We start from the raw sequence: 23,007 nt of genomic DNA on the forward strand, positions 1-23,007 counted from the left end.
GAACCGCTCTGCTAGCCTACCGTAGCAAGGACGGCTTCACCCACCATTGCGGATGACGGTCACGGATACGGCGCGCGGCCCGTACCGCGGCGGAGCGATCGACAAAGAGGCCGAACACCGTCGCACCCGACCCGGACATCCGCGCCAGTCGGCAACCGGCCTCGACCGACAGGGCCTGGAGCGCCTCACCGATCACCGGGGCGAGACCGAGGGCCGGCGCCTCGAGATCGTTGCGGGCCGGGCCGATCGACGCCACCACCGCCTCGGCATCCACGCCCTCGGCGATCTCCGGATGCGTCCCCGGTCGATACCGCTCACCCACCATCAACCCCAAGGCGCGGAAAACCGGTGCCGTCTCGACGGGGATGCCGGGGTTGATGAGGATCGCCGGGAGGGGAGCGATCCCAAGGGCGGCCCCAATGGTCTCGCCAGCCCCTCGCATCATCCGGGCCCGGGGATCGAGACAGACGGGAACGTCGGCGCCCGTTGCGCGCGCTGCGTCCAGAAGATCGGGATCCGTGGGGTCGAGGCCGTTGCTGCGGCCGAGCAGCCGCAGGGCAGCGGCCGCATCCGACGAGCCGCCGCCGATGCCCGCCGCCACGGGGAGGCGCTTGACGAGATGGAACGTCCCGAGTCGAAGACCGGGCCGGCGCCTAGAGAGATGACGGGCGGCCCGGATCACCAGGTTGTCGTCGAGGGGGCCGGCCGGACCCGCCGTCGGCCCCGACACTTCGAGGGCGAGCGCTTCGCCCGGATGAAGCGACAGAGTATCGCCGGCGCCGGTGAACGCAACGAGGCTTTCGAGCTCGTGGTAACCGTCCCCGGCGCGGCGCCCGAGAACGTGCAGGGTGAGATTGATCTTCGCCGGAGCGCGGGTGACGAGGATTGGCACGGGCTCTCGACGGCTGTTCAGGGGATCGGGGCGCCGGTCTGGCCCTGCGCCCCTGCCCACGTCAAGTCCGATGCCGTGACGGACTCGATCAGCCGCCGCTCTTCTTGTCAGCCGCGCCCGGAGGCTCGCTCGGAGCCGGAGCGCCTTTAGGCAGTTCGGGATTGGCTTTCCCCTCGGGCGGATTCTCGGCCGTGGCGGCCGGCTTGTCGAGTTCCGGGAGGCCGTCCTTGAGCTTGGCGTTGATCTTCTCGAGTTCCTCCGGTTCGGGGTTCAGGTCCTTGGCGTGCTGCCACTGGAACTTGCCCTCCAGACGGCGGCCGGCGCGCCAATAGGCATCGCCGAGGTGGTCGTTGATCGTCGGGTCGCCGGGCTTGAGCTCGATGGCCTTCTCCAACTCGCGCATGGCTTCATCCCAACGCCCGAGGCGGAAATAGGCCCAACCGAGACTGTCGATGATCATCCCATCGCGCGGGCTGGCGTCCACGGCCTGCTTCAGCATGGTGAAGGCTTCGTCGATGTTGATGTTCTGGTCGACCCACGAATAGGCGAGGTAGTTCAGGACCTGGGCGCGGGCACCCGGCTGCGAGGCCGGCACGAGTTCCAGAGCCTTCTTCAGGTCGGCCTCGGCCTTGCTCCACTGCTTGGCCCGCTCGTAGGCGGTGCCGCGGAAGTAGAACGTCGTCCAGTAGTTCGCCGCCGGCTGGTCGCCGATGAGAGCGATGGCGCGGCTGTAGGTCTCGGCCGCCTCCTCGTACTTCTTGCGCGAGCGCTGAACGTTGCCGAGCGCCGTGATGACGTCGATGTCGTTGGGATGAGCCTTCATGGCCGCATCGAGGTGCTGGATCGCCTCGTCGCCCTTGCCCATCTGCTCGAGGTTGAGCCCGATCTGCACGTCGGCATTGAGGCGCAGCGGCGAGTTCGCCGGGATCTGGGCATAGGCCTCGTTGGCGCGCTCCGGCTGCTTCATCCGGTCGAGGATGTCGGCCAGGGTCAGGCGAGCCAGGGCGTGCTCGGGTGCGAGATAGAGGGCGAGGCGCAGATAGACCACCGCCGGCAGTTCGTCGCCCTGCGTCGAGCCCGCCGAACCGAGCCCATAGAGCACCTCGCCGGCTCCCTCCTGCGCCGTATTGACGAGGCGGGTGAGGGGCTTGCCCTCCTTCAGCTTGGTAAGCGCATCGCGAACGACGGGATGGCGTGGCAACAGCTTGTCGAACTCGGTGTAGGCCTGGATCGCCAGATCCGTGCGCCCCGCCTGCGCCTCGAACCGCGCATAGGCGTCGACCACCCGGAGGGTGTTGCGGTCGCCGTCGTAGGCCGCCTTAAGACGGCGCTCCGCCTCGGCCTGGTCACCGGTCAGCGCCGCGATCAGGCCAGCGTGGTAATCCCGGAACGTGTTGTAGGTTCGCTCGCCCTTGAGCTTGTTGATGGTCTCCTGGGCGCGCTTGCCGTCACCGGCCCCGGCGAAGGCCCAGGCCGTGAGGAGGGTGCCGGTGAGATCGGCGGCGGCACCCCGGCCGCTGCGGGCGAAGTTCTGACGGGCCTGGGCGAACTGACCGGCCTTGATCTGCCGGACGCCGAGCGCGAGCTGAGCGAGACCGTTGGCACCGTCGCGGGTCGTCAGGCGCTCTGCGGCGCGGAACGCGTCCGGTAGGGACCCGTCGGCCAGGAGCGACACGAAGGCGCGCTCCAGCAGCTCGGCGTTGCGCGGGTCGGCCTTCACGGCCTCGCGGTAGAAGCTCGCCGCCGCCGCCGTGTCCTTCGAGGCACCGGCGATGTAGGCCGCGAGGAAGTTGCCTTCCAGGGATTCCGCGGGCTCGAACTCCGGCAGCGGCGTCGATTCACGGGGTTGCGCCGCGTGCGTCGGCACAGTCGCCGCGAGGCAGAAAGCGAGGGCCGACAGGGCTCGGCGAGTCGCGGCGTTTCCGTTCATGGGCACCGTTCAGGGCTTCTGCGCACCGGCTCGATCGGGGCCGGCGCTCGATCGGGCGGGACACTGAACTCTTCCCATCATCCCTGCAAGGCATAAGGATGCCGCCCCGAGCGCGGGGAGGGCGACCCCAAGGCCTCACCCATCCCTCCCGCGCGGCGATCACATATTCGGGTAGTTCGGACCGCCCGGGCCCTCCGGCGTCACCCAGTTGATGTTCTGGTTCGGGTCCTTGATATCGCAGGTCTTGCAGTGGACGCAGTTCTGCGCGTTGATCTGGTAGCGCACGCCGTCGCTCTGGGCCGCATCCGCCACCCACTCGTAGACGCCGGCCGGGCAATAGCGCGCCGACGGTCCGCCGTAGACATCGTGCTCGGATGCCTTCTGCAGGTCGAGGTTCTTCACGTTGAGGTGGGGCGGCTGATCCTCCTCGTGGTTGGTGTTGGACAGGTACACCGACGAGAGGCGGTCGAAAGTCAGCTTGCCGTCCGGCTTCGGGTAGACGATGGGCGTCACCTCGGCGAGCGGCTTGGTACAGGCGTGATCCGGCTTGCCGTGCTTGAGCGTGCCGAACAGGGACGTCCCGAGCAGGGTGTTGGCCCACATGTCGGCGCCGCCGAGGCCGACACCCACCAGGGTGCCGTACTTCGACCAGAGCGGCTTGACGTTGCGCACGCGCTTGAGGTCCTGGCCGATGGCGCTGTCGCGCCAGCCGTTCTCGTAGGCGGTGAGTTCGTCCCCCTGGCGGCCGGATTCGAGGGCCTGCGCGATGGCCTGCGCCGCCTGCATGCCCGAGAGCACGGCGTTGTGCGATCCCTTGATGCGCGGCACGTTCACGAAGCCGGCGGAATCGCCGACGAGGCAGCCGCCGGGGAACACGAGCTTCGGCACCGACTGCCAACCACCCTCCATGATGGCCCGCGCGCCGTAGCCGATGCGCTTGGCCCCCTCGAAGTTCTCGGCGATCATCGGGTGCGTCTTGAAGCGCTGGAACTCGTCGAACGGCGATAGGGTCGGGTTCTCGTAGTTCAGGTGCGTGACGAACCCCACCGAAAGCAGGTGGTCGTCGAAATGGTAGAGCCACGAGCCGCCGCCGGCCTTGTTCGGCAGGGGCCATCCCATGGTGTGCTGGACGAGGCCGGCCTGGAACTTGTCTGGGCTCAGCTGCCACAACTCCTTGACGCCGAGACCGTACTTCTGGTGGTCGCTGTCGGCGTTGAGCTTGAATCGGTCGATGAGCGTCTTCGTCAGGGAGCCGCGGGCGCCCTCTCCGAAGATCGTGTACTTGCCGCGCAGCTCCATGCCGCGGGTGTAGTCGTCCCGTGGCTCGCCCGAGCGGCCGATGCCGAGATCGCCCGTGGCGATGCCGACCACCACGCCCCGGTCGTCGTAGAGCACCTCGGAGGCCGGAAAGCCCGGGTAGATCTCGACGCCGAGCGCCTCGGCCTGGGCGCCGAGATACTTCGTCACGTTCGACAGCGAGCCGACGAAGTTGCCATGGTTGGACATGAATTTCGGGAAGAACAGGTTCGGCATGGTCACGCCGCTGTTCTTCGTCAGGAACATGAACTCGTCGCGCTCGACCGCGGTCTTCAAAGGCCGGTCTGGATCGGTGCGCCACGCGGGCAGGAGGTCGTCGAGGCCCGCCGGATCGACGACGGCGCCCGACAGGATGTGTGCGCCGACCTCGGACCCCTTCTCGACCACCACGATGCTGACGTCGGCGGACAACTGCTTGAGGCGGATGGCGGCGGCGAGGCCCGCCGGCCCGGCGCCGACGATCACCACGTCGAAATCCATCCCCTCGCGTTCGGGCAGCGCCATTCCGTCATCCTCCTGTCACGCCCGCCGTCCGGCGGGTCCCGTGAATTGGTTCAGATCACTCTCAACCGATTCCAAGATGGGAACGCAAGCGGCCTGCGCTCCCTGCGCGGTGTCGTGATGAAGAGTCGCGCCGTGCGAAAGCGGAGGATCGGGTCGCCGGGACGCCGCGCCCCCGTTGTCCACAGGCGACGAACACGCCACATCTCACCTCATGACTGCGAGCGACGAACGCCAGCGTGATCTCATCGCCGCCCTCGACTTCCATGTCGCGGCGGGGGTCGATCTCATGCTCGACGAGCACCCCCACGACCGCTTCTCGGAAGCGGATGCCCCGGCACGTCCCATGGTGTCGACGCCGGAGCCGGAACACGGGGCGCTCCCGGAGCATCCTGCGCGGCGGGAGCCCGCCACGACGGCGCTCCGTCGCGAATCGCCGCCACGCGGCGAGGCGCCTCCCCAAGCCGGGACCTACGGCCAATCCGCCGCCGCCCGTCCTGGCGAAGCGGCCGGCGATGCGCGGGCGCGGGCAAAGGACGTCACGTCCCTCGAGGAACTGGAAGCGCTTCTCGGCGGCTTCGACGGCTGTCCGCTCAAGTTCACGGCAAAGAACCTCGTCTTCGCCGACGGCAATCCGGCAGCGAAGCTCATGTTCATCGGCGAAGCGCCGGGCGCCGACGAGGACCGGGTCGGTAAGCCGTTCATGGGCCGCTCGGGCAAGCTGTTGGATCGGATGATGGCGGCGATCGGCCTCGACCGGACGAGCGCCTACGTGACCAACATCGTGCCGTGGCGCCCGCCCGGCAACCGCAACCCGACGCCCCAGGAGGTTGCAATCTGCAGGCCGTTCATCGAGCGGCAGATCGAACTCGCGGCGCCCGACCTCATCGTCTGCCTCGGCAGTCCCTCCACCCAGGCGATCACCGGCACCAAGGACGGGATCCTCAAGGCGCGGGGCCGGTTCTTCCCCTACCGGGTCGGGGATCGCGAGATCCGCGTTCTGGCGACCCTCCATCCGGCTTACCTGCTGCGCCAGCCGCTGCAGAAGCGACTGGCCTGGCGAGATTTTCGCACCCTTCGTGCCGCCCTCGACGGCAAGGCCTAACCTCGGTACGGAGACCCCAAGCGGAACTGTATGTGACAGGCGGAGATTACTTCGCAGGGGTGGCGTCCGTCCGCGGTCCGGAACGAGTGGTGAGAGCACATGCGCTGGGAAGATTTCCGTAGTTCGGACAACGTCGAGGACCGTCGCGGCGAAGGTGGCGGCGGGGGCGGCTTCCCGGGCGGCGGCGCCGGCGGACTCGGCATCGGAACCATCGTCATCCTGTGCATCATCGGCTGGGTCACGGGCATCAATCCGGCGGTCCTCATCGGCGGGGCCGAGCAGATGACCGGGGGCGGGCGGCCGCGGCAGGAGCAGGTCGACCCTCAGACGCAGGCGCAGCGCAAGACCAAGCCAACGGACGAGAGCGGGCGCTTCGCCGCCGCGATCCTCGGCAACACCGAGGATGTCTGGCGTGAGATCCTTCCCAATCAGACCGGCAAGCAGTACCGGCCGACCGGCATGGTGCTGTACACCGGTGGCACCCGCAGCGGCTGCGGCTCGGCCCAGGCCGCCATGGGGCCGTTCTACTGCCCGCTCGACAAGAAGGTTTATCTCGACACGTCCTTCTTCAAGGAAATGGAGCAGAAGTTCGGCGTGAAGGGCGACTTCGCCTACGCCTACGTCATCGCTCACGAGGTCGGGCACCACGTCCAGGACGAGCTCGGCATCCTCGGCAAGGTCCAGGGCCGCCAGCAGGCCGCATCGAGCAAGGTCGAGTCGAACCAACTCTCCGTGCGTGTCGAGCTCATGGCCGATTGTCTCGCCGGCGTATGGGCCAAGAATTCCAACGACAAGTACAATTCCCTGGAGCCGGGCGACATCGAGGAGGCGATGAACGCCGCCAGCGCCATCGGCGACGACAGGCTGCAGAAGCAGTCGCAGGGCTACGCCGTGCCGGACTCGTTCACACACGGGTCGTCGGCGCAGCGCCAGCGCTGGTTCATGACCGGCTACAAGAGCGGCCAGACAAAATCCTGCGATACGTTCCGGGCCGCCCGGAACTGAATGCCCTCGGAGGTCACGAACGCCATGGTCGCATCCGACAAGACCCGCAGCTTCGTTCCCCTCGCCATCGCGGTGCTCACCGTATCGGACACGCGTTCCCTGGACGAGGATCGCTCCGGCGACACCCTGCGCGACCGCCTCACCGCGGCCGGTCACACCCTCGCGGCCCGTGCCGTGGTACCGGATGAGGTCGAACGGATCCGCGGGCAGGTCGATGCCTGGTCACGGGATCCGGCGGTGGACGTGATCCTCACCACGGGCGGGACGGGCTTCACCGGGCGCGACGTGACGCCGGAGGCCATCGAGCCGCTGTTCGAGAAACGGATGGACGGATTCTCGGCGGTGTTCCATCGGATCTCGTATGACAAGATCGGCACCTCGACCCTCCAGTCGCGGGCGACGGCGGGCGTCGTGAACGCCACTTACGTGTTCGTGCTGCCGGGCTCGCCCGGCGCATGCCGGGATGCCTGGGACGGCATCCTGGCCGCCCAACTCGATTACCGGCACCGGCCCTGCAACTTCGTCGAGATCATGCCGAGGCTGGACGAACATCTCCGGCGCGGAGCATCCATCACGGTCTGAGACGGGGCCTTAAGGAAGGGCGTGCATGGAGATGCACGCCCTTCCGCGTTTTCAGGCTGCTTTGCGGGCGGCCGCGTCGCCGTAGAACGTCCCGCCCCGCTCGGCCATGGCGAGGAGATTGTGCGGCACGGCGAAGCGTGGTCCGTGCTTGGCCTCCAGCCCCTGCGCCAGGGCCACGAAGGCCTTGGCGCCCATGAAATCGATGTACGACAGGGCGCCGCCGGTGAACGGGGCGAAACCGAAGCCGAGGATCGAGCCGACATCGGCCTCGCGCGGATCGGTGACGACGCCTTCGCCGACGGTGCGGGCCGCCTCCAACGCCTGGACCACGAGGAGGCGCTGCTTCAGTTCCGTGAAGTCGACGGCCTCCGCATCGACATGGGTCGCCTGTAGATCCTTGAGGCCGGGCCACAGGCGCTTCGGTGCCCCGTCCGGATAATCGTAGAAGCCACGCTTGTTCTTGCGCCCGAGGCGGCCCTCGCCCTCGACCAAGGTGGTGAGGAGCGCCTTCTGCGCCGGATCGATGGACCCGGCGCCGAGTTGCGCCTCCGTCGCCTTGACGATCTTCAAGGCCAGATCGACCGCCACCTCGTCCGTGAGCGACAGCGGTCCGACCGGCATCCCGGCCTGCCGTCCGGCATTCTCGATCATCGCCGCCGGGATACCCTCGTTGAGCATGGTGTGGCCTTCGAGAAGGTAGGCCCCGACGCAGCGGTTGGCGAAGAACCCGCGCGCATCGTTGACGACGATGGGGGTCTTCTTGATGGCGCGGACGAAGTCGATGGCCGTGGCGAGGGCCGTGTCGCCGGTCTGGTCGCCCTTGATGATCTCGACGAGCATCATCTTTTCCACCGGCGAGAAGAAGTGGATGCCGACGAAGTTCTCCGGCCGCGCGGACGTCTTCGCGAGGCCGGTGATCGGCAACGTCGAGGTGTTGGAGGCGAAGATGGCGTCGGGACGGATCGCAGCTTCGACCCTGCCGATGACCTCCGCCTTCACCGCCGGATCCTCGAAGACCGCTTCGATGACGAGGTCGCACTCGGACAGGGCAGCGTAGTCCGCACTCGTCGTGATGCGCGCGAGGAGCGCATCGCGGTCTGCCGTCTTGGCCCGGCCCTTGTTGATCTGGTCGGTGACGAGCTTATGGGCGTAGGCCTTGCCCTTCTCGGCCGCCTCCGTGGACTGATCGACCAGCACCACGTCGAGGCCGGCATTGGCCGAGACGTAGGCGACGCCCGCCCCCATGAAGCCGGCGCCGACGACGCCGATCCGCTTCACCGCGGTGGGGGCGACATCCTTCGGCCGACGAGCCCCCTTGTTCAACTCGCCCATGGACAGGAACAGGGTGCGGATCATCGCCGCCGCTTCCGTGGACCGCAGGATCTTGGCGAAGTATCGGCTCTCGACCCGCAGGGCCAAGTCCATGGGCAGTTGCAGTCCCTCGTAGACAGCGCCCAGGATCGCCTTGGCCGCGGGATAATTGTCGTGGGTCTCGCGACGGTAGATGGCATTGGCGGGCGGCCAGGTCATCATTCCGGCGGGCGAGTACACCTTGCCGGACGGCGCCTTGAACTTCGGCACGTCCCACGGAGCCACCGCCGAGCCGCCGCCGAGGATCCAGGCCTTGGCCTTCGCCACGATCTCGTCCTTGCCCGCGACCTCGTGGACGAGGCCCATGTTCCGAGCCATGAGCGGCCGGATCTGCTCGCCCTTGAACAGCATCTGCAGGGCATCGCCCGTCTGCATCAGGCGGGGCACGCGCTGGGTGCCGCCGGCGCCCGGGAACAGGCCGACCTTGATTTCCGGCAAGCCGACGCGGGTCTTCGGATCATCCGACAGGACGCGGTGATGGCAGGACAGCGCGAGTTCGAAGGCACCACCGAGGCAGATGCCGCTGACCGCCGCCGCGAAGGGCTTGCCGCAGGTCTCCAATTTGCGAAACAGCAGGGTGAGCTTTCGCGACTCCTCGAAGAAGTGCCGCATGGCTTCTTCCTCGCCGCGCTCGACCTTGAGCGCCTCGAAGGCGCGGCCGAGCCCCTGAAGCATGGTGAGATCGGCGCCACCGGAGAAGTTGTCCTTCCCCGAAGTCATGACGCAGCCCTTGATGGCGGGATCCGCCACCACCGCGTCGATGACAGCGTGCAGGTCGTCCATCACCGCATTCGTAAAGACGTTCATCGAGCGGCCAGGCATGTCCCACGTCGCCAGCGCAACACCGTCGGCATCGGTCTCGAAACGGAAATTGGTGAGATCCATGGCTGATCCTCGGGTTTGGGGTGGCCTCGGGCTGGCTGCCTTAAGCCAAAATCAAAACTTAGGGGTGCAGTCGGGTGGAGTAGGGGCCCATGCGAACCTTCAAGGGATCACGATGACAGGACGGATCGGCTGCCAGGGTTGCCGCGAGGGCGCCGAGCTCGATTTCACCTTCACCATGGCGTTCCAGCCGATTCTCGACATCGAGACGGAGCGCGTCTGGGGCTACGAGGCGCTCGTTCGCGGCACCGGCGGTGAATCCGCCGGTTCCATTCTGGCCCGCGTGACCCCGGAGACGGTCTACCGCTTCGACCAGGCGGCACGGGTCAAGGCGATCGAGTTGGCGGGGCGCCTGTTCCCCGCAGACGACCGGACCAAGCTGTCCATCAACTTCATGCCGAACGCGGTCTATGAACCGGCAGCCTGCATCCGCTCGTCCCTGGAGGCCGCACGCCGGGCCGGGTTCGCCCATGATCGGATCATGTTCGAGTTCACGGAGAACGAGAAGTTCCGCGATACGGCCCATGTCACCCGCATCGTCGCCGAGTACCGCAAGCAGGGCTTCCTCACGGCGCTCGACGATTTCGGCGCGGGCTTCGCCGGCCTGAGCCTGCTGGCCAACTTCCAGCCTGACCTCATCAAGATCGACATGGATCTGTTGCGCGGCATCGATACCGATCACCGTCGACAGATCATCGTCGGCGGCCTCATCGGGATCGCCCGGGGCCTCGGCTTGGCCGTGATCGCCGAGGGTATCGAGACGGAAGCCGAGTTCGCGACCCTCCGGGGCCTCGGAGCGACGCTGTTCCAGGGCTACCACTTCGCGCGGCCGCATCTCGAACACCTCCCGGCCGTGGCCGGTTTCCCGACTCACGTTGCGTTCGCCCAAGAAATTGCGTTCGCCCAAGACGTTGCGTTCGCCCGAGACATGGTCGCCTGAGCCGCCCGACCGGATTGGGCGAACCCGATCCGGTCCGCCCGGGTGGCGTGGGGTCTCGGTCATGGGCGAGGCCGACACGGGTGCCGGCGTGTCCTAGCGTGCCGGCATCGGCAGGGGCGGCGCGCCGGCCTTGCTGTCCCCCGCCTGCGCGATGGCGAGCATGTTGAGGAGCTTCGTCACCGAGGCCTGCGAAATCGCCGTGACGCTCGACGCCGGGTCGGCGTTGACCGCCTGGAACTTCTGGTAGGTCTTGTCGTCGTAGATGCCGCTGAGGTGCTTGAGTTCATCCAGGGTGAACTTCTCGGCGTAGGCCTTCGACAAACCCTCGATCATCACCTCGCGCTGCTTGTCGAACTCGGCGCGCACTTCCTTGCGCACGGCCTCGGCCTTGTCCTCGGGCATCGACGCGACGGTCTTCTCGAGGGCGCCGGTGAACCCGGTCTCGAGGTTCTTGATCAGGGTCTTCTGGACCAGATCCTTGGCCACCCCGACGCGGTCGGAGGCATCGTCCGCGCGGGCACTGAGCGGCAGGCACAGGGCGGTGGTCAGGCACAGGGTGGCGAGCAGGCGCGTCATCGTGGCGTTTCTCCCGATTGTTCTAGGCTTGCGCGCCATCGCGAAGAACGCGACGGGCGCCGCCGTCTACCAGTGTTTCGAAGGGTTTGTCGCCCCGTGGCCGGGACCCGGCATCACACCCGTTCGATGATGGTCGCCGTGCCCATGCCCGCGCCGATGCAGAGCGTGACGAGGGCGCGCTCCTTCCCGGTGCGCTCCAGCTCGTCGAGGACGGTCCCGAGGATCATCGCTCCGGTGGCACCGAGCGGATGCCCCATGGCGATGGCGCCTCCGCAGACGTTGACCCGCGCCGGATCGAGGTCGAACGCCTGCTGAAAGCGGAGCACGACGGCGGCGAAGGCCTCGTTGACCTCGAACAGGTCGATGTCCGACAGGCTCAGGCCCGACCGCGCCAGCACCTTGCGGGTGACGTCGACGGGGCCGGTGAGCATCAGGGCCGGGTCGGAGCCGATATTGGCGAAGGCACGGATCCGCGCCCGCGGCCTCAGGCCCGCAGCGTCGCCGGCCTCGCGCGAACCGATGAGCACGGCGGCCGCTCCGTCGACGATGCCCGACGAGTTGCCGGCATGGTGGACGTGATCCACGGCCTCGACATCCGGGTGGGCATCGATGGCGACCGCGTCGAAGCCGCCCATCTGCCCCATCTGGACGAAGGACGCCTTGAGCTGTCCGAGCGACTGCATGTCGGTCGCGGGCCGCATGTGCTCGTCATGGCTGAGCAGGGTGATCCCGTTGATGTCGCGCACCGGCACGACGGCATCGCCGAACCGACCCTCGGCCCACGATGCGGCCGAGCGCTTCTGCGACTCGACGGCGTAGGCATCGCATTCGGCGCGGGAGAACCCGTACTTCGTCGCGATGAGGTCGGCCGACACGCCCTGGGGCATGAACCAGGACTTGATGGCGATGGCGGGGTCCACGGGCCAGGCGCCGCCCGAGGCGCCGAGGCCGACGCGGCTCATGGATTCGACGCCGCCGCCGATGGTCATGTCGTGCTGGCCGGCCATCACCTGGGCCGCGGCGAAGTTCACAGCATCGAGGCCCGAGGCGCAGAAGCGATTGATCTGCACACCGGGAACGTGGGTGCCGTAATCGGCCACGAGGGCTGCGGCACGGGCGATGTCGCCGCCGGCCTCGCCGACGGGATCGACGCAGCCGAGGATCACGTCGTCGACGCGCCTGGTGTCGAGGCCGTTGCGATCCTTGAGGGCACGCAGCGTGATCTCGGCGAGGCGCAGGGCCGTCACTTCGTGCAGCGCGCCATCGGGCTTGCCGCGACCGCGCGGGGTGCGGACGTGATCGTAGATATAGGCCTCGGGCATGCGCGCTTCCTTGTTTCCATCCTCCCTCCGCGGGGAGGGCGGCGAACGTCAGTGAGCCGGGCGAGGGGAGCGCGACATCTCCAGGGACGGCGCTCCCCCCAGCGACCCGGCCTTTCCGGCCGGGCCACCCTCTCCCGCAGAGAGGAGAGGCAACGGCGCCTTCTTAGAAAGCCTCGGCGCTCAGCGCCATGGTGGTTTCGGCACCGGCCTTGATTCGAACGAGCCGCATGGCCGTCTCGGGCAGCATCCGCTCCATGTAGAACCGCCCGACGACGAGCTTGTCGGCCATGCGGCTGCTCGCCGCCTCGGCCTGCTTGGCCAGCGCCGCTTTGGCGATGCGCGCCCACATGTAGCCCATGGCGACGAGGCCGAGGAGGTGCATGTAGTCGGTGGCACCCGCTCCCGCATTGTCGGGCTTCGAGAACGCGTTCTGCATGAACCACATCGTTGCGCCCTGCAGGTCGTCGAGCCCGGCCTGGAGCGGCGCCGCGAAGGGTTTCATGCCCTCGTCCTCGCCGTGATCCTTGAGGAAGGTCTGGACCTCGGACAGGAAGCCCATCATGGCGCGGCCGCCATCCTTGGGAAGCTTGCGCCCGATGAGGTCCATGGCCTGGATGCCGTTGGCGCCCTCGTAGATCATGGCGATGCGGGCATCGCGCACGAATTGCGACATGCCCCATTCCTCGATGTAGCCGTGGCCGCCGAAGAGCTGCTGGGCCTCCACGGCATTGGCGAAGCCCCGATCGGTGAGCACGCCCTTCACCACCGGAGTCATCAGGCCCATGTGGTCCTCTGCGCGCTGCCGCTCGGCCGCGTCCTCGGAGCGGTGGCCGATATCGGCCTGGAGCGCGGTCCACAGCACGAGGGCGCGACCGGCCTCGTTGAAGGCCCGGATCCCCATGAGGGTGCGGCGGACGTCGGGGTGGACGATGATCGGATCGGCCACCTTGTCGGGGGCCTTGGCACCGGTGAGGGACCGGCCCTGCAGGCGGTCCTTCGCGTAGGCCACGGCGTTCTGGTAGGCGACCTCGGACTGGCCGAGGCCTTGGACGCCGACGGCGAGGCGGGCCTCGTTCATCATCACGAACATGGCGTTGAGGCCGCGGTTCTCCTGGCCGACGAGCCAGCCCTTGGCGCCGTCGTAGTTCATCACGCAGGTCGAGTTGCCGTGGATGCCCATCTTGTGCTCGAGGGAGCCGCACGAGACCGGGTTGCGCTCACCCACCGAGCCGTCGGCGTTCACGAGGAATTTCGGCACCACGAAGAGCGAGATGCCCTTGGTGCCCGCCGGTGCGCCCTCGATGCGGGCAATGACGAGGTGCACGATATTCTCGGACAGGTCGTGCTCGCCGGCCGAAATGAAGATCTTGGTGCCGGTGAGATTGAAGGAGCCGTCGCCGTTCGGCACCGCCTTGGTCTTGAGGAGGCCCAGATCCGTGCCGCAATGGGGCTCGGTGAGGTTCATGGTACCGGTCCAGGCGCCCTCGACCATCTTGGGCAGGTACATCGCCTTCTGCGCGTCCGAACCGTGGACGAGCAGCGCCGCCATGGCACCCTGGGTCAGGCCCGGATACATGCCGAGCGCCAGGTTCGCGCCGGACACGAACTCAGAGATCGCCGTGTTGAGGGTATGGGGCAGGCCCTGTCCGCCGAACTCCTCCGGTACGGACAATCCCATCCAGCCGCCGGCCGCGTAGGTGTCGTAGCCGGCCTTGAACCCCTTCGGCGTGGTGACACCGGAATCGGCCTGGCGGGTACAGCCCTCGCGGTCGCCGACGGCGTTCAAGGGGGCGAACACCTCCTCGGCGAGCTTCGCCCCTTCGCCGAGGACGGCCTCGACCACGTCGGGCGAAGCATCGGAGAAGCCCCGGAGATTGCTGTAGCGTTGGAACCCGAGAACGTCGTTCAGAAGAAACAGAACGTCCTCGACCGGCGCCTTGTAGCTCGGCATCGCACAGCGTCCTTCCCTGGTCACGGCGACACGCGCATCCGACCGGATCGCGGTACCGCTCGATGGATGGTTCATATCTAAACCATCCTGAGGCGAGCGGAAAGAGGAAACGGTTGGGAAACCGAATGTCGAAGTCGGCCGCGGCGCGGCTTCGGAAGCGGCTTCGGTTAACCCGCTATTTACCAAGAAAGTTAAAGGTCGGGTCAGACGATCCGACGTGGACCCGCGCCATCATCCGCCGGGGGCCGGCGCCGCGCATCGAGACCGGACCTCGCCGCATCAGGTTAGACGATGACACGCTCCGCCCCCATCGATCTCGACGGCTTCGACCCGGACATCCTCGACGCCGCGCGCGATGTGGCCCGGCGGGCCGGCATCCCCGTCGAGACCTGGATCGCCTCCATCGTCACCCCGGATGACGTGGCCGCGCCGCAACGCGACGCTTCTTCCGGAACGACCCGGGAAGCCCCCGCCACACCGCCCGGCGCGGCCCCCGCCAAAGCACCCCGACAGGGGACTGCGAAGGCGAGTCGCGAGAACCCGTCGAAGCCGGCACCGAAGACCGCGCCGCCGGCGCCACTCCCCGACGCAAAGCCGGCGCCCGGCGCCGAGGCCGCCGAAGCGGGCTCCGAGGCGCCCGCGACCGCAACGCCGACGCCCGACGCGACGGCGCAGGCGCTTGCGGAGATGATGCAGCGCCTCGATGCCATCGATCGACGGATCGCTCAGGAGCAGACGGCCACACAGGCGGCGGCCAGCCGCACCATCGCTGACCTCCAACGACGCGTGGCGGAACTCGGCGAGCAGGTCGTCGCGCCCCGTCCCATCGGTCGGCGCGGCCGTTCGGCCGCCCTCGAAGTTCGGGATGCGGTGAGCGAGATCCGCCAGCGCCAGCGCGAACTCGATACCGGCCCTGCCCCCATCGCCACGGTCATCGGTGAACTGCGCAGCGAGACCAGCCGCCTGCGCGCCTCCCTCGACGGCGTGGCGACGGGCCGTGAGGTCGGCGTCCTCGAGGAGGCGATGCACGCCCTCGCCACGGGCGTCGACGGCGCCCCGGCACAGGCCGACCTCTCCGCCGTGACGGCACCTCTCGATCGCATCCGTGCCGAGGTCGGCCGCTTGTGCGGCGACACGGCCCGTGAGGTGCAGACCCGCCTCGCCGCCGACCTCGAGACCCTCGGAGCGCGGGTCGATGCCGTCCTGAGCAACGGCCCGGACGCCTTTGCCGATCGCGAGGCCCTCGACGAACTCTTTCGTGAACTCCACGACATCCGCACCGCAATCGCGGGGCTCGCCGCGCCCGAGCGCATCGAGACCTTGGCCTCCGGCGTCGCTGCGATCAGCGCCGAGATCGCCCGCCTCCAGACCGGCGTCGGGGCCGATTCGGGCGTGGCCTCACTGCGTCCTCTGCTTGAGGAGATCCGGTCGGGGTTGAACCGCCCCGCACCGGGCGGCCTCGAAGACCGGATCGACGCCATGGCGGCGAAGCTCGACGCCCTGCGCGACGGCTCCGCCCTGAATGGCGGCCCGAACTCGGACGCGATCATCCATCGGATCGATGCGTTGTCGGCGAAGGTCGATGCCGTCCACGTCAACCCCGTCGGCGACCTCATCGAGCGTCTCGAAGGCCTCGGCGCGACCCTGCGCCGGCCCGTGTTGCCGGACGGCGACCTGGCGGCCATCCACGGTATGCTGCACGACCTGTCCGTGAAGGTCGACCGCATGGGGACGTCGGACACCGTCTCGGCGGAGGGGCTCGATTCCCTCGAGCATCAGGTTCTGGCGCTCGCCGCCCGTATCGACACCCGCGACAGCGACCCGGCCCTCGCCGGTTTGGAACGCACCATGGGTGACCTGCTGGCTCAAGTCTCCGCCCTGCGTGAGGAAGCGCCGCTGATCGAGCGGACCGGCCGCCACGGATCCGTCGAGACCCAGACGGATGGGAACGACCTCGTTCGCCTCCAGGCCGGCCTCGCCGACCTGCGCGACCAGCAATTCGCGTCCGAGCAGCGCCTGCAATCGACCCTGGTCGGAGTCCACTCGATCCTCGAACGCCTTGCCGGACGGGTCGGATCGACCGAATCCGGACCGATGTCGTCCGAGACGCAAACACCGGCCGAGCGTCTCCTCGGCACCGGTGGCATGCCCCCGACCAAGTCTGCGGCCAGATTCGCCGGCAAGCCGATCGCGCGAGCGAGCGTCCGCCCGACGGAACGTCCCATCGCCGACGCCGTTCTGGGCGACCTTCCCCTGGAGCCCGGGGCCCGGCGGCCCGGACGCGACCCGATCACCGAGGACGCGGAGCCCAACGCGTCCGCCGCCCTCGACGGCGACATCAAGTCCAGCTTCATCGCCGCCGCTCGTCGCGCCGCTCAGGTGGCGCAGGCGGAGGCATCCGGTACCGTGCAGGCGCCCCGTGCCCGGCACGGCTCCGATGCGTCCTCCTCGAGCGAGGCGGTCGCGTCGGCTCCGCTGAACGCCCGGTTCGCCCGCCTGCGCGCTGAACTCGATCGCCGCCGCAAGCCCCTGCTTCTCGGGCTCGCCGCCATCATCCTCGCCCTCGGTGCGCTTCAGGCCATCGGAACCCGAGGCCCGGCCCGCGAGACCGTCGCCGCATCGGCGGAGGCCCCGAGGACCGAAACACCCGCGGGCGCAGCCTCCGGCCTCCCGGACCCGGTCACCACCCAGTCACTCGCCGATCCGGCCTCGCTCAAGGAAGAGGTGGCCAAAGCCGACGCCACGAAGACGGATTCGGCGAAGACCGACCCCGCCCGGGTCGATGGTGCCAAGGCCGAAACCGTCCGATCGGGCACGAACCGGATCGTCCCGCAGGTGACTGCGATGGCGGCCCTGTCGCCCGATCTCACCGCCGTTCCGGCAAACTTGGCCTCCCTGCGTCAGGCCGCCATCGAGGGTGATGGCACGGCCGTCTACGACCTCGCCGCGCGCTTTGCCGACGGGCGCGGCGTGACGCGCGACCTCGCCCTGTCGCACAAGCTCTACGACAAGCTCGCGCAGGCCGGCTACGCGCCGGCCCAGTACAAGCTCGGCGGGCTCCATGAGAAGGGACTCGGCGTGCCCCGCGACCTCGCCCAGGCCAAACTCTGGTACGGACGCGCGGCGGAGCAGGGCAATGCAAGGGCGATGCACAACCTCGCGGTGATCCATGCGGAGACACCCACGGCCTCGGGCAAGCCGGACTACACCACGGCGGGGCAATGGTTCCGGCGCGCGGCCGAGTACGGCCTGCGCGACAGCCAGTACAACCTCGCGGTGCTCTACGCCCGCGGCCTCGGCGTGCAACAGGACCTCCAGCAATCCTTCCTGTGGTTCTCCGCTGCCGGTGCGCAGGGTGATGCCGACGCGGCCAAGAAGCGTGACGACGTGGCGGCCAAACTCGAACCGAAGGACCTCGCCACGGCGCGGGCCCTCGTCGCCGCGTTCAAGGCCAAGGTGCCCGATCCGGCCACCAACGAGGCCCCCACGGCTTTAACTGCGCCTCGGACGATGACCCTGCTCGGGGCGACGCCCCCGGCTCCGGTCACCCCGCCGCGACGCAGCTGAGAATTGTCACAACGCGTCCATCCTGTCGCGCGTGCGGGTATCTGCCGCCTTTCCTCGGGCGCCCCGAGGCGTTTGGATGGCGGACGCTTTCTCGCGGACGGCGGGGGCCGGCCCGAATGGGATTCACGGATGACGGGAGGGCCGAGGGTGCGGGTGACGACGGTGCCACCGGCGGCGGTGATCCTCGGGATCGCCGGCCTGATCCCGTTCCTCGGCTTCGCGTTTCTCTCCGTCAGCGGTGGCAATGCGGGCCTGAGCACCATCGGCCTCGATCCGCGCATGGTGTTGTCCACCTACGGGGCGGTGATCGCTTCGTTCCTCGGCGGAATCCGCTGGGGCGCCGCTGCGGCACGCGGCGGTGGCGGGGCCGATTACGCCATCGCCATCGTGCCGTCCCTCCTGGCCTGGGCGGCCCTGGCCATGCCGGCCCCATGGGACTTGCGGACGCTCGGCTGCCTCGTCCTGGCCTGGGGCTTCATCGATCAGGATCTTCCACGCCGCGGCCTCGTGCCCGTGTGGCTGGGCCGTCTCCGGCTCGTCCTATCGGTCGTGGCCGGGGCGTCCCTCCTCGTCGCGGCGTAGAACTCCCGGTGTGGGAGCTTGTCGTCGGCTTCCGTGAGAGCCGATGCGAGAAACGGTGCCTCGCGTACCCTGACGATCAGTCCTTCGCCAGCATGGACTTCCCGATGGCGAAGACCCGCCCATCCCCCAGGAGATGCGCGGTGAAGCCCGCCGGAAACAGCGGCTCGAACACCGGATTGCGCACGTTGAGACCCCCCGCATAGGCGCCGAAGGCCGGCATGATGAGGCGGCGACCGTCGGTGACGAAGCAGCGGCGACGCACGGCCCGACCCCGCATGGCGACCTTGCCGCACGGATGCAGGTGACCGGACACCTCGCCGTCCACCGCGTCGGGGGTCGGCTCGTGGCGGAGCGTGAGGCCGCCGAGCGTCAGGATCTCGGCGTAGCGCCCGCCCACCCCCTCGGTCACGGCGTGATCGTGGTTGCCGGCGATCCAGACCCAGTCGCGCCCCTCCTGCAGGGCCGCCACCATGGCGCGGTCGCCCGGCTCCATGCGATCCGGCCCGCGCGCATCGTGAAACGAATCGCCCAGAGCCACGACGCGGGCCGGGTCGAGGCGGGCCACCACCTCGTGTAGACAGGCCAGGGTCTCGCGGGTGTCGTAGGGCGGCAGGAACTGGCCCGAGCGCGCCGCGAACGCCGAGCCCTTCTCCAAGTGGAGATCGGAGACGATGAGGGTGCCGTGGGCGGCCAGCCACAGGCCGCCGCACAGGTCGAGGGTGAGGTGTTCGCCGGCAAGCGTCAGGCCGGGGGCCTTCGTGGTCTTCTCGAGTCGTGCGCCGAGCGCCAAAACCGCATCCTCGTCATCGGGTGAGCAGGACAATACGTCAGCCGAGCGCCTCTTCGAGAAGCTGCGCCTCGGCCTCGGCCAGGATCTCGTCCGCGCCCTCGCCGTAGACCTTCTCCCGCCCGATTTCGAGCATGACGGAGACGGACAGGGGCGAGACGCGGTCCAAGGCCTTATGGACGATTCGCCCCTGGATGCGCCTCAACATCACACCGAGGCGCTTCACGTCGAGGAGTCCGGTTGCCGCATCCTGCCGCGCCGCGCGCAGGAGCAGGTGGTCGGGCTGGTGCTTGCGCAGGACGTCGTAGACTAGATCCGTGGACATGGTGACCTGGCGCCCGGTCTTGGCCTGCCCCGGATAACGGCGCTCGATGAGCCCCGCGATGACGGCGCATTGCCGGAATGTGCGCTTCATCATCGCCGATTCGTCGAGCCATGCCTCGAGATCGTCGCCGAGCATGTCCTCGGCGAACAAGGCTTCGAGGAAGTCCGACTCGGTGGCGATGCGCGCGCTGAGATCGCGGGTCATCCAGATGGCGATGCCGTAATCGTTGGCGGCGAAGCCCAGAGGCCGCATCCGTGCGCGCTCCAGGCGGCGGGTGAGGAGCATGCCGAGGGTCTGGTGCGCGAGCCGCCCCTCGAACGGAAACGCCGTGAGGTAGTAGCGCCCCGAGCGCGGAAACGTCTCGACCAGCAGGCCCGTCGGGCCGGGCAGCACCGAGCGGGTGCGCTGCTGGACGAGGTAGTCCGAGACTTGTTTCGGCAGGCGGTCCCACTCGAACGGATCGGCGATCATCGCCCGCACCCGCGCGGCGAGGAAGGTCGAGATCGGGAACTTGGCCCCGGCATAGGACGGGATCGCCGGGTCGGTGCCGGGTCCGGCACGGGTGGCGAGCGCCTCGTCCTCCGTGAGGCCTTCGAAGCGCAGGACCTCGCCGGCGAACAGGAAAGTGTCGCCGGGGGTCAGCGTATCGGCGAAATCCTCTTCGATCTCGCCGAGGACCCGCCCGCCGCGCGGCAGCACGGCGCCGGGGCGTGCCCGGTTCGCCCGGGCGAGGCGGACCTTCACCTTGGCCGACTCGACGATGGTGCCGACGTTCATCCGGTATTGCTGCGCCGTGCGGGCGTCCCGCACCCGCCACAACCCGTCGGGACCGCGCAGGATCTTGGCGAAGCGTTCGTAGGCCCGCAGAGCGTAGCCACCGGTGGCGACGTAATCGACCACCGCCTCGAAATCCTCCCAACTCAGGGTAGCGTAGGGGGCGGCCGAGACGATCTCGTCGTAGAGCCGGAGCGGGTCGAACGCGTCGGCACAGGCCATGCCGAGGATGTGCTGGGCGAGCACGTCCGGGGCGCCGAGGCGCGCATCCGGCGTGTCCTGCGCGGCGGCCTCGACGGCGTCGAGGGCCGCCTGGCATTCGAGGATCTCGAAGCGGTTGGCCGGCACGAGATAGGCCTTCGAGGGCTCGTCCATGCGGTGGTTGGCACGGCCGATGCGCTGCATGATCCGGCTCGCCCCCTTCGGCGCGCCGATGTTGACCACGAGATCGACGTCGCCCCAATCGATGCCGAGGTCGAGGGTCGCGGTACAGACGATGGCGCGCAACTGGCCCGCCGCCATGGCGGCTTCGACCCGGCGGCGCTGGGTGGCGTCGAGGGAGCCGTGATGCAGCGCGATCGGATACGACTCCTCGTTGATCCGCCAGAGTTCCTGGAAGGTGTACTCGGCCTGGAGCCGGGTGTTGACGAAGACCAGCACCGTGCGGTGACGACCGATGAGATCGTAGATCGCCGGCATCGCCTGCCAGGCGGTGTGACCGGCGAGCGGGAGCGTGAGCCCGGTGTCGAGCATGTGAAGGTCGGGCGCCGCGCCGCCCCGTACGACGACGAGGTCGGCCATGGGAGGCTCGGGCACGCCGGCTTCGTCAGCACCACCGTGCTCCCGCTCCTGGAGGGAGAGGGTTGGGGACCCGCGCTCGTCCGCCGAGGCGTGGCGCTGCGGCACGAGATACCGCCGCAGATCGTCCGGCTCCCGTACGGTGGCGGAGAGGCCTATCGCCGTCAGGCCCGGGCTGAGCCGGTGCAGCCGCGCCAAGGCCAGGGACAGGAGGTCGCCGCGCTTCGACGTCACCAGGGCGTGCAACTCGTCGAGCACGACGCAGGACAGATTGGAGAAGAGTTCGGACGCCTCGCGGTGGGCGATGAGGAGCGCAAGCTGTTCGGGCGTGGTCAGCAGGATGTCGGGCGGTCGCTCGACCTGCCGGGTGCGCTTATGGGACGGCGTGTCGCCCGTGCGGGTCTCGACACTGATCGACAGGCCCATTTCGGCAATCGGTGCTTCGAGGTTGCGGGCGATGTCGACGGCGAGCGCCTTCAGGGGCGAGATGTAGAGGGTGTGCAGGCCTCGTGATTTCTTTGCCGGCGGACGTTCCGCCAGGGCCGTGAGGCTCGGCAGGAAGCCCGCAAGGGTCTTGCCGGCGCCCGTGGGGGCGACCAGCAAGGCGGAGCGACCCGCGCGCACGATGGCGAGAAGGTCGAGCTGGTGCGGGCGGGGTGTCCAGCCGCGCGCGGTGAACCAATCCGCGAACCGGTCGGGCAGGACCTCGGGCAGCGCATGGTGCGGGGGGGTGGCGCTCAGGCGAGGGCCATGAGGAAACGATCGATGAGCTCCAGGGCCCGCTCCGTCAGGGCACCGGGATAGCGCACGAAGACGTGGCATCCACCGGGATAGATCGCCGTATGGCCGCCATTTCCGGCAGCGGCCCAGCGCGACGACATGTAGAGGGTGTCGTCGAGGAGGGGGTCGTGGGTGCCGACGGTGAACAGGGCCGGGGGCAGTCCGGCGAGGTCGGCGTAGAGCGGCGACACGTCGGGGCGACGGCGATCGATGCCATCCCGAACGTAGTCGTTGGCGAAAGTGGTCAGATCCTTGGTGTTCACCACGAGGCGCTCGTCGCCCCAATTGCGCACGCTCGGGGTCAGGCCGAGGTCGAAGAACCCGGCATTGAGGTTGGCACCCCGGAAAGCGCGCGGCAGACCGTGCCGGTCACGCAGGCGGAGGAGGGTCATCACGGCGAGATGGGCGCCGGCCGATTCGCCACCGATGGTGAGGGCCGTGATGCCGAGTTCCGCCCGACCCGGACCGGCGAGCCACAGGGCGGCGGCCTCGCAATCCTCCAGGGCCGCCGGATAGGGGTGCTCGGGCGCGAGCCGATACTCGACGGACAGACAGACGAAGCCGCAGGTGTCGGCAATCCGCTCAAGCCACGGGTCCTGCTCGTCGGCAGCGCCCCAGACCCAGCCGCCGCGATGGATGTGCAGATAGGCGCCGCGCGCCTTCGGCCACTTTCTGGCATCGGGGCGGATCATGCGAAGCGCGAGCGGACCGCCCGGCCCGTCGATGGTCACCGTTTCGGCTCGTACGCTGCGGGGCATGGCCGGCGAGGCCTTGGTGCCCTGGCGGCGGCGTTCGCGGACCGCCGCGATGGGGATCGACCACGGGTCGGCCTGGGCCGCATGTGCCGCGATGATCTCGGCGTTGAGCCGTTTGGTGTCCGGATCGATCGTCGCCGGGTCGAACAGGGCGTGGTCGATCATGAATCGCTTCGTTTCATCGTAAAAAGAGGTCGTTCCAACTTGGACCGCGCAGCCGGCATTGCCACCTGGGCTATCGACAGCAACCCGCCTAACGCCCGAG

At 68.6% G+C, this 23,007-nt stretch carries 16 protein-coding genes; 6 read left to right on the forward strand and 10 right to left on the reverse strand.

Annotation, left to right across the window (positions count from 1 at the left end):
- Positions 1-16 precede the first annotated feature (16 nt).
- The 3 genes from ASF25_RS05860 to ASF25_RS05870 form a co-directional block, all read right to left on the reverse strand.
- Positions 17-892: a 4-(cytidine 5'-diphospho)-2-C-methyl-D-erythritol kinase gene (locus ASF25_RS05860; protein WP_056303855.1), complete on the reverse strand. Its 876-nt coding sequence runs from the start codon at positions 890-892 to the stop codon at positions 17-19.
- An 88-nt stretch (positions 893-980) separates the two neighbouring features.
- Positions 981-2,822: a tetratricopeptide repeat protein gene (locus tag ASF25_RS05865; protein ID WP_056167419.1), complete on the reverse strand. Its 1,842-nt coding sequence runs from the start codon at positions 2,820-2,822 to the stop codon at positions 981-983.
- Positions 2,823-2,981: 159 nt separating this feature from the next.
- Entirely contained in the window at positions 2,982-4,643 is a 1,662-nt protein-coding gene (locus tag ASF25_RS05870; protein ID WP_056303857.1) for an electron transfer flavoprotein-ubiquinone oxidoreductase, read from the reverse strand.
- Between the two features lie 211 nt (positions 4,644-4,854).
- On the opposite strand from ASF25_RS05870, the gene ASF25_RS05875 reads away from it, so the two are divergent.
- The 3 genes from ASF25_RS05875 to moaB all read left to right on the forward strand — a co-directional run bounded on the left by ASF25_RS05875 (position 4,855) and on the right by moaB (position 7,332).
- On the forward strand, positions 4,855-5,745 hold the full coding sequence (locus ASF25_RS05875) for a uracil-DNA glycosylase (RefSeq protein WP_056303860.1): 891 nt from the start codon (positions 4,855-4,857) through the stop codon (positions 5,743-5,745).
- Positions 5,746-5,844: 99 nt separating this feature from the next.
- Complete coding sequence (locus ASF25_RS05880) at positions 5,845-6,750, forward strand: neutral zinc metallopeptidase (protein ID WP_056167429.1); 906 nt, start codon at positions 5,845-5,847, stop codon at positions 6,748-6,750.
- Positions 6,751-6,774: 24 nt separating this feature from the next.
- Positions 6,775-7,332, forward strand: coding sequence for a molybdenum cofactor biosynthesis protein B (moaB, locus tag ASF25_RS05885; RefSeq protein ID WP_056167739.1), 558 nt, complete (start codon positions 6,775-6,777; stop codon positions 7,330-7,332).
- Positions 7,333-7,383: 51 nt separating this feature from the next.
- On the opposite strand, the gene ASF25_RS05890 is transcribed toward moaB, so the two are convergent.
- The gene (locus ASF25_RS05890; protein ID WP_056303861.1) at positions 7,384-9,588 is read right to left on the reverse strand and encodes a 3-hydroxyacyl-CoA dehydrogenase NAD-binding domain-containing protein; all 2,205 of its coding nucleotides are present in this window, start codon (positions 9,586-9,588) and stop codon (positions 7,384-7,386) included.
- 112 nt (positions 9,589-9,700) lie between these two features.
- On the opposite strand from ASF25_RS05890, the gene ASF25_RS05895 reads away from it, so the two are divergent.
- The gene (locus ASF25_RS05895; protein WP_056303863.1) at positions 9,701-10,525 is read left to right on the forward strand and encodes an EAL domain-containing protein; all 825 of its coding nucleotides are present in this window, start codon (positions 9,701-9,703) and stop codon (positions 10,523-10,525) included.
- Between the two features lie 93 nt (positions 10,526-10,618).
- Here the strand turns inward: ASF25_RS05895 and ASF25_RS05900 are convergent, their stop codons facing one another.
- The 3 genes from ASF25_RS05900 to ASF25_RS05910 form a co-directional block, all read right to left on the reverse strand.
- Positions 10,619-11,101, reverse strand: coding sequence for a hypothetical protein (locus ASF25_RS05900; protein ID WP_056167438.1), 483 nt, complete (start codon positions 11,099-11,101; stop codon positions 10,619-10,621).
- 113 nt (positions 11,102-11,214) lie between these two features.
- The gene (locus tag ASF25_RS05905) at positions 11,215-12,423 is read right to left on the reverse strand and encodes an acetyl-CoA C-acetyltransferase (RefSeq protein ID WP_056261147.1); all 1,209 of its coding nucleotides are present in this window, start codon (positions 12,421-12,423) and stop codon (positions 11,215-11,217) included.
- A gap of 163 nt (positions 12,424-12,586) precedes the next feature.
- Entirely contained in the window at positions 12,587-14,374 is a 1,788-nt protein-coding gene (locus ASF25_RS05910; RefSeq protein WP_056303865.1) for an acyl-CoA dehydrogenase C-terminal domain-containing protein, read from the reverse strand.
- A 291-nt stretch (positions 14,375-14,665) separates the two neighbouring features.
- On the opposite strand from ASF25_RS05910, the gene ASF25_RS05915 reads away from it, so the two are divergent.
- Together ASF25_RS05915 and ASF25_RS05920 are read left to right on the forward strand one after the other, a co-directional pair.
- Complete coding sequence (locus ASF25_RS05915) at positions 14,666-17,941, forward strand: tetratricopeptide repeat protein (RefSeq protein ID WP_056303866.1); 3,276 nt, start codon at positions 14,666-14,668, stop codon at positions 17,939-17,941.
- Positions 17,942-18,070: 129 nt separating this feature from the next.
- The gene (locus ASF25_RS05920; RefSeq protein WP_056167449.1) at positions 18,071-18,523 is read left to right on the forward strand and encodes a DUF3429 domain-containing protein; all 453 of its coding nucleotides are present in this window, start codon (positions 18,071-18,073) and stop codon (positions 18,521-18,523) included.
- A 76-nt stretch (positions 18,524-18,599) separates the two neighbouring features.
- Here the strand turns inward: ASF25_RS05920 and pdeM are convergent, their stop codons facing one another.
- From pdeM to ASF25_RS05935, 3 genes are read right to left on the reverse strand one after another with little or no spacing between them, the layout of a single operon-like run.
- Positions 18,600-19,313: a ligase-associated DNA damage response endonuclease PdeM gene (pdeM, locus tag ASF25_RS05925; RefSeq protein WP_056167453.1), complete on the reverse strand. Its 714-nt coding sequence runs from the start codon at positions 19,311-19,313 to the stop codon at positions 18,600-18,602.
- A 37-nt stretch (positions 19,314-19,350) separates the two neighbouring features.
- The gene (locus ASF25_RS05930) at positions 19,351-21,921 is read right to left on the reverse strand and encodes a ligase-associated DNA damage response DEXH box helicase (RefSeq protein WP_056303918.1); all 2,571 of its coding nucleotides are present in this window, start codon (positions 21,919-21,921) and stop codon (positions 19,351-19,353) included.
- Positions 21,922-21,944: 23 nt separating this feature from the next.
- Positions 21,945-22,907 carry an alpha/beta hydrolase gene (locus tag ASF25_RS05935; RefSeq protein ID WP_056167456.1) on the reverse strand — a complete coding sequence of 321 codons (963 nt, stop codon included), beginning with the start codon at positions 22,905-22,907 and terminating at the stop codon, positions 21,945-21,947.
- Positions 22,908-23,007 lie beyond the last annotated feature (100 nt).

Origin of the sequence: Methylobacterium sp. Leaf100 (assembly GCF_001422845.1) — a bacterium.
Classification (GTDB): Bacteria; Pseudomonadota; Alphaproteobacteria; order Rhizobiales; family Beijerinckiaceae; genus Methylobacterium.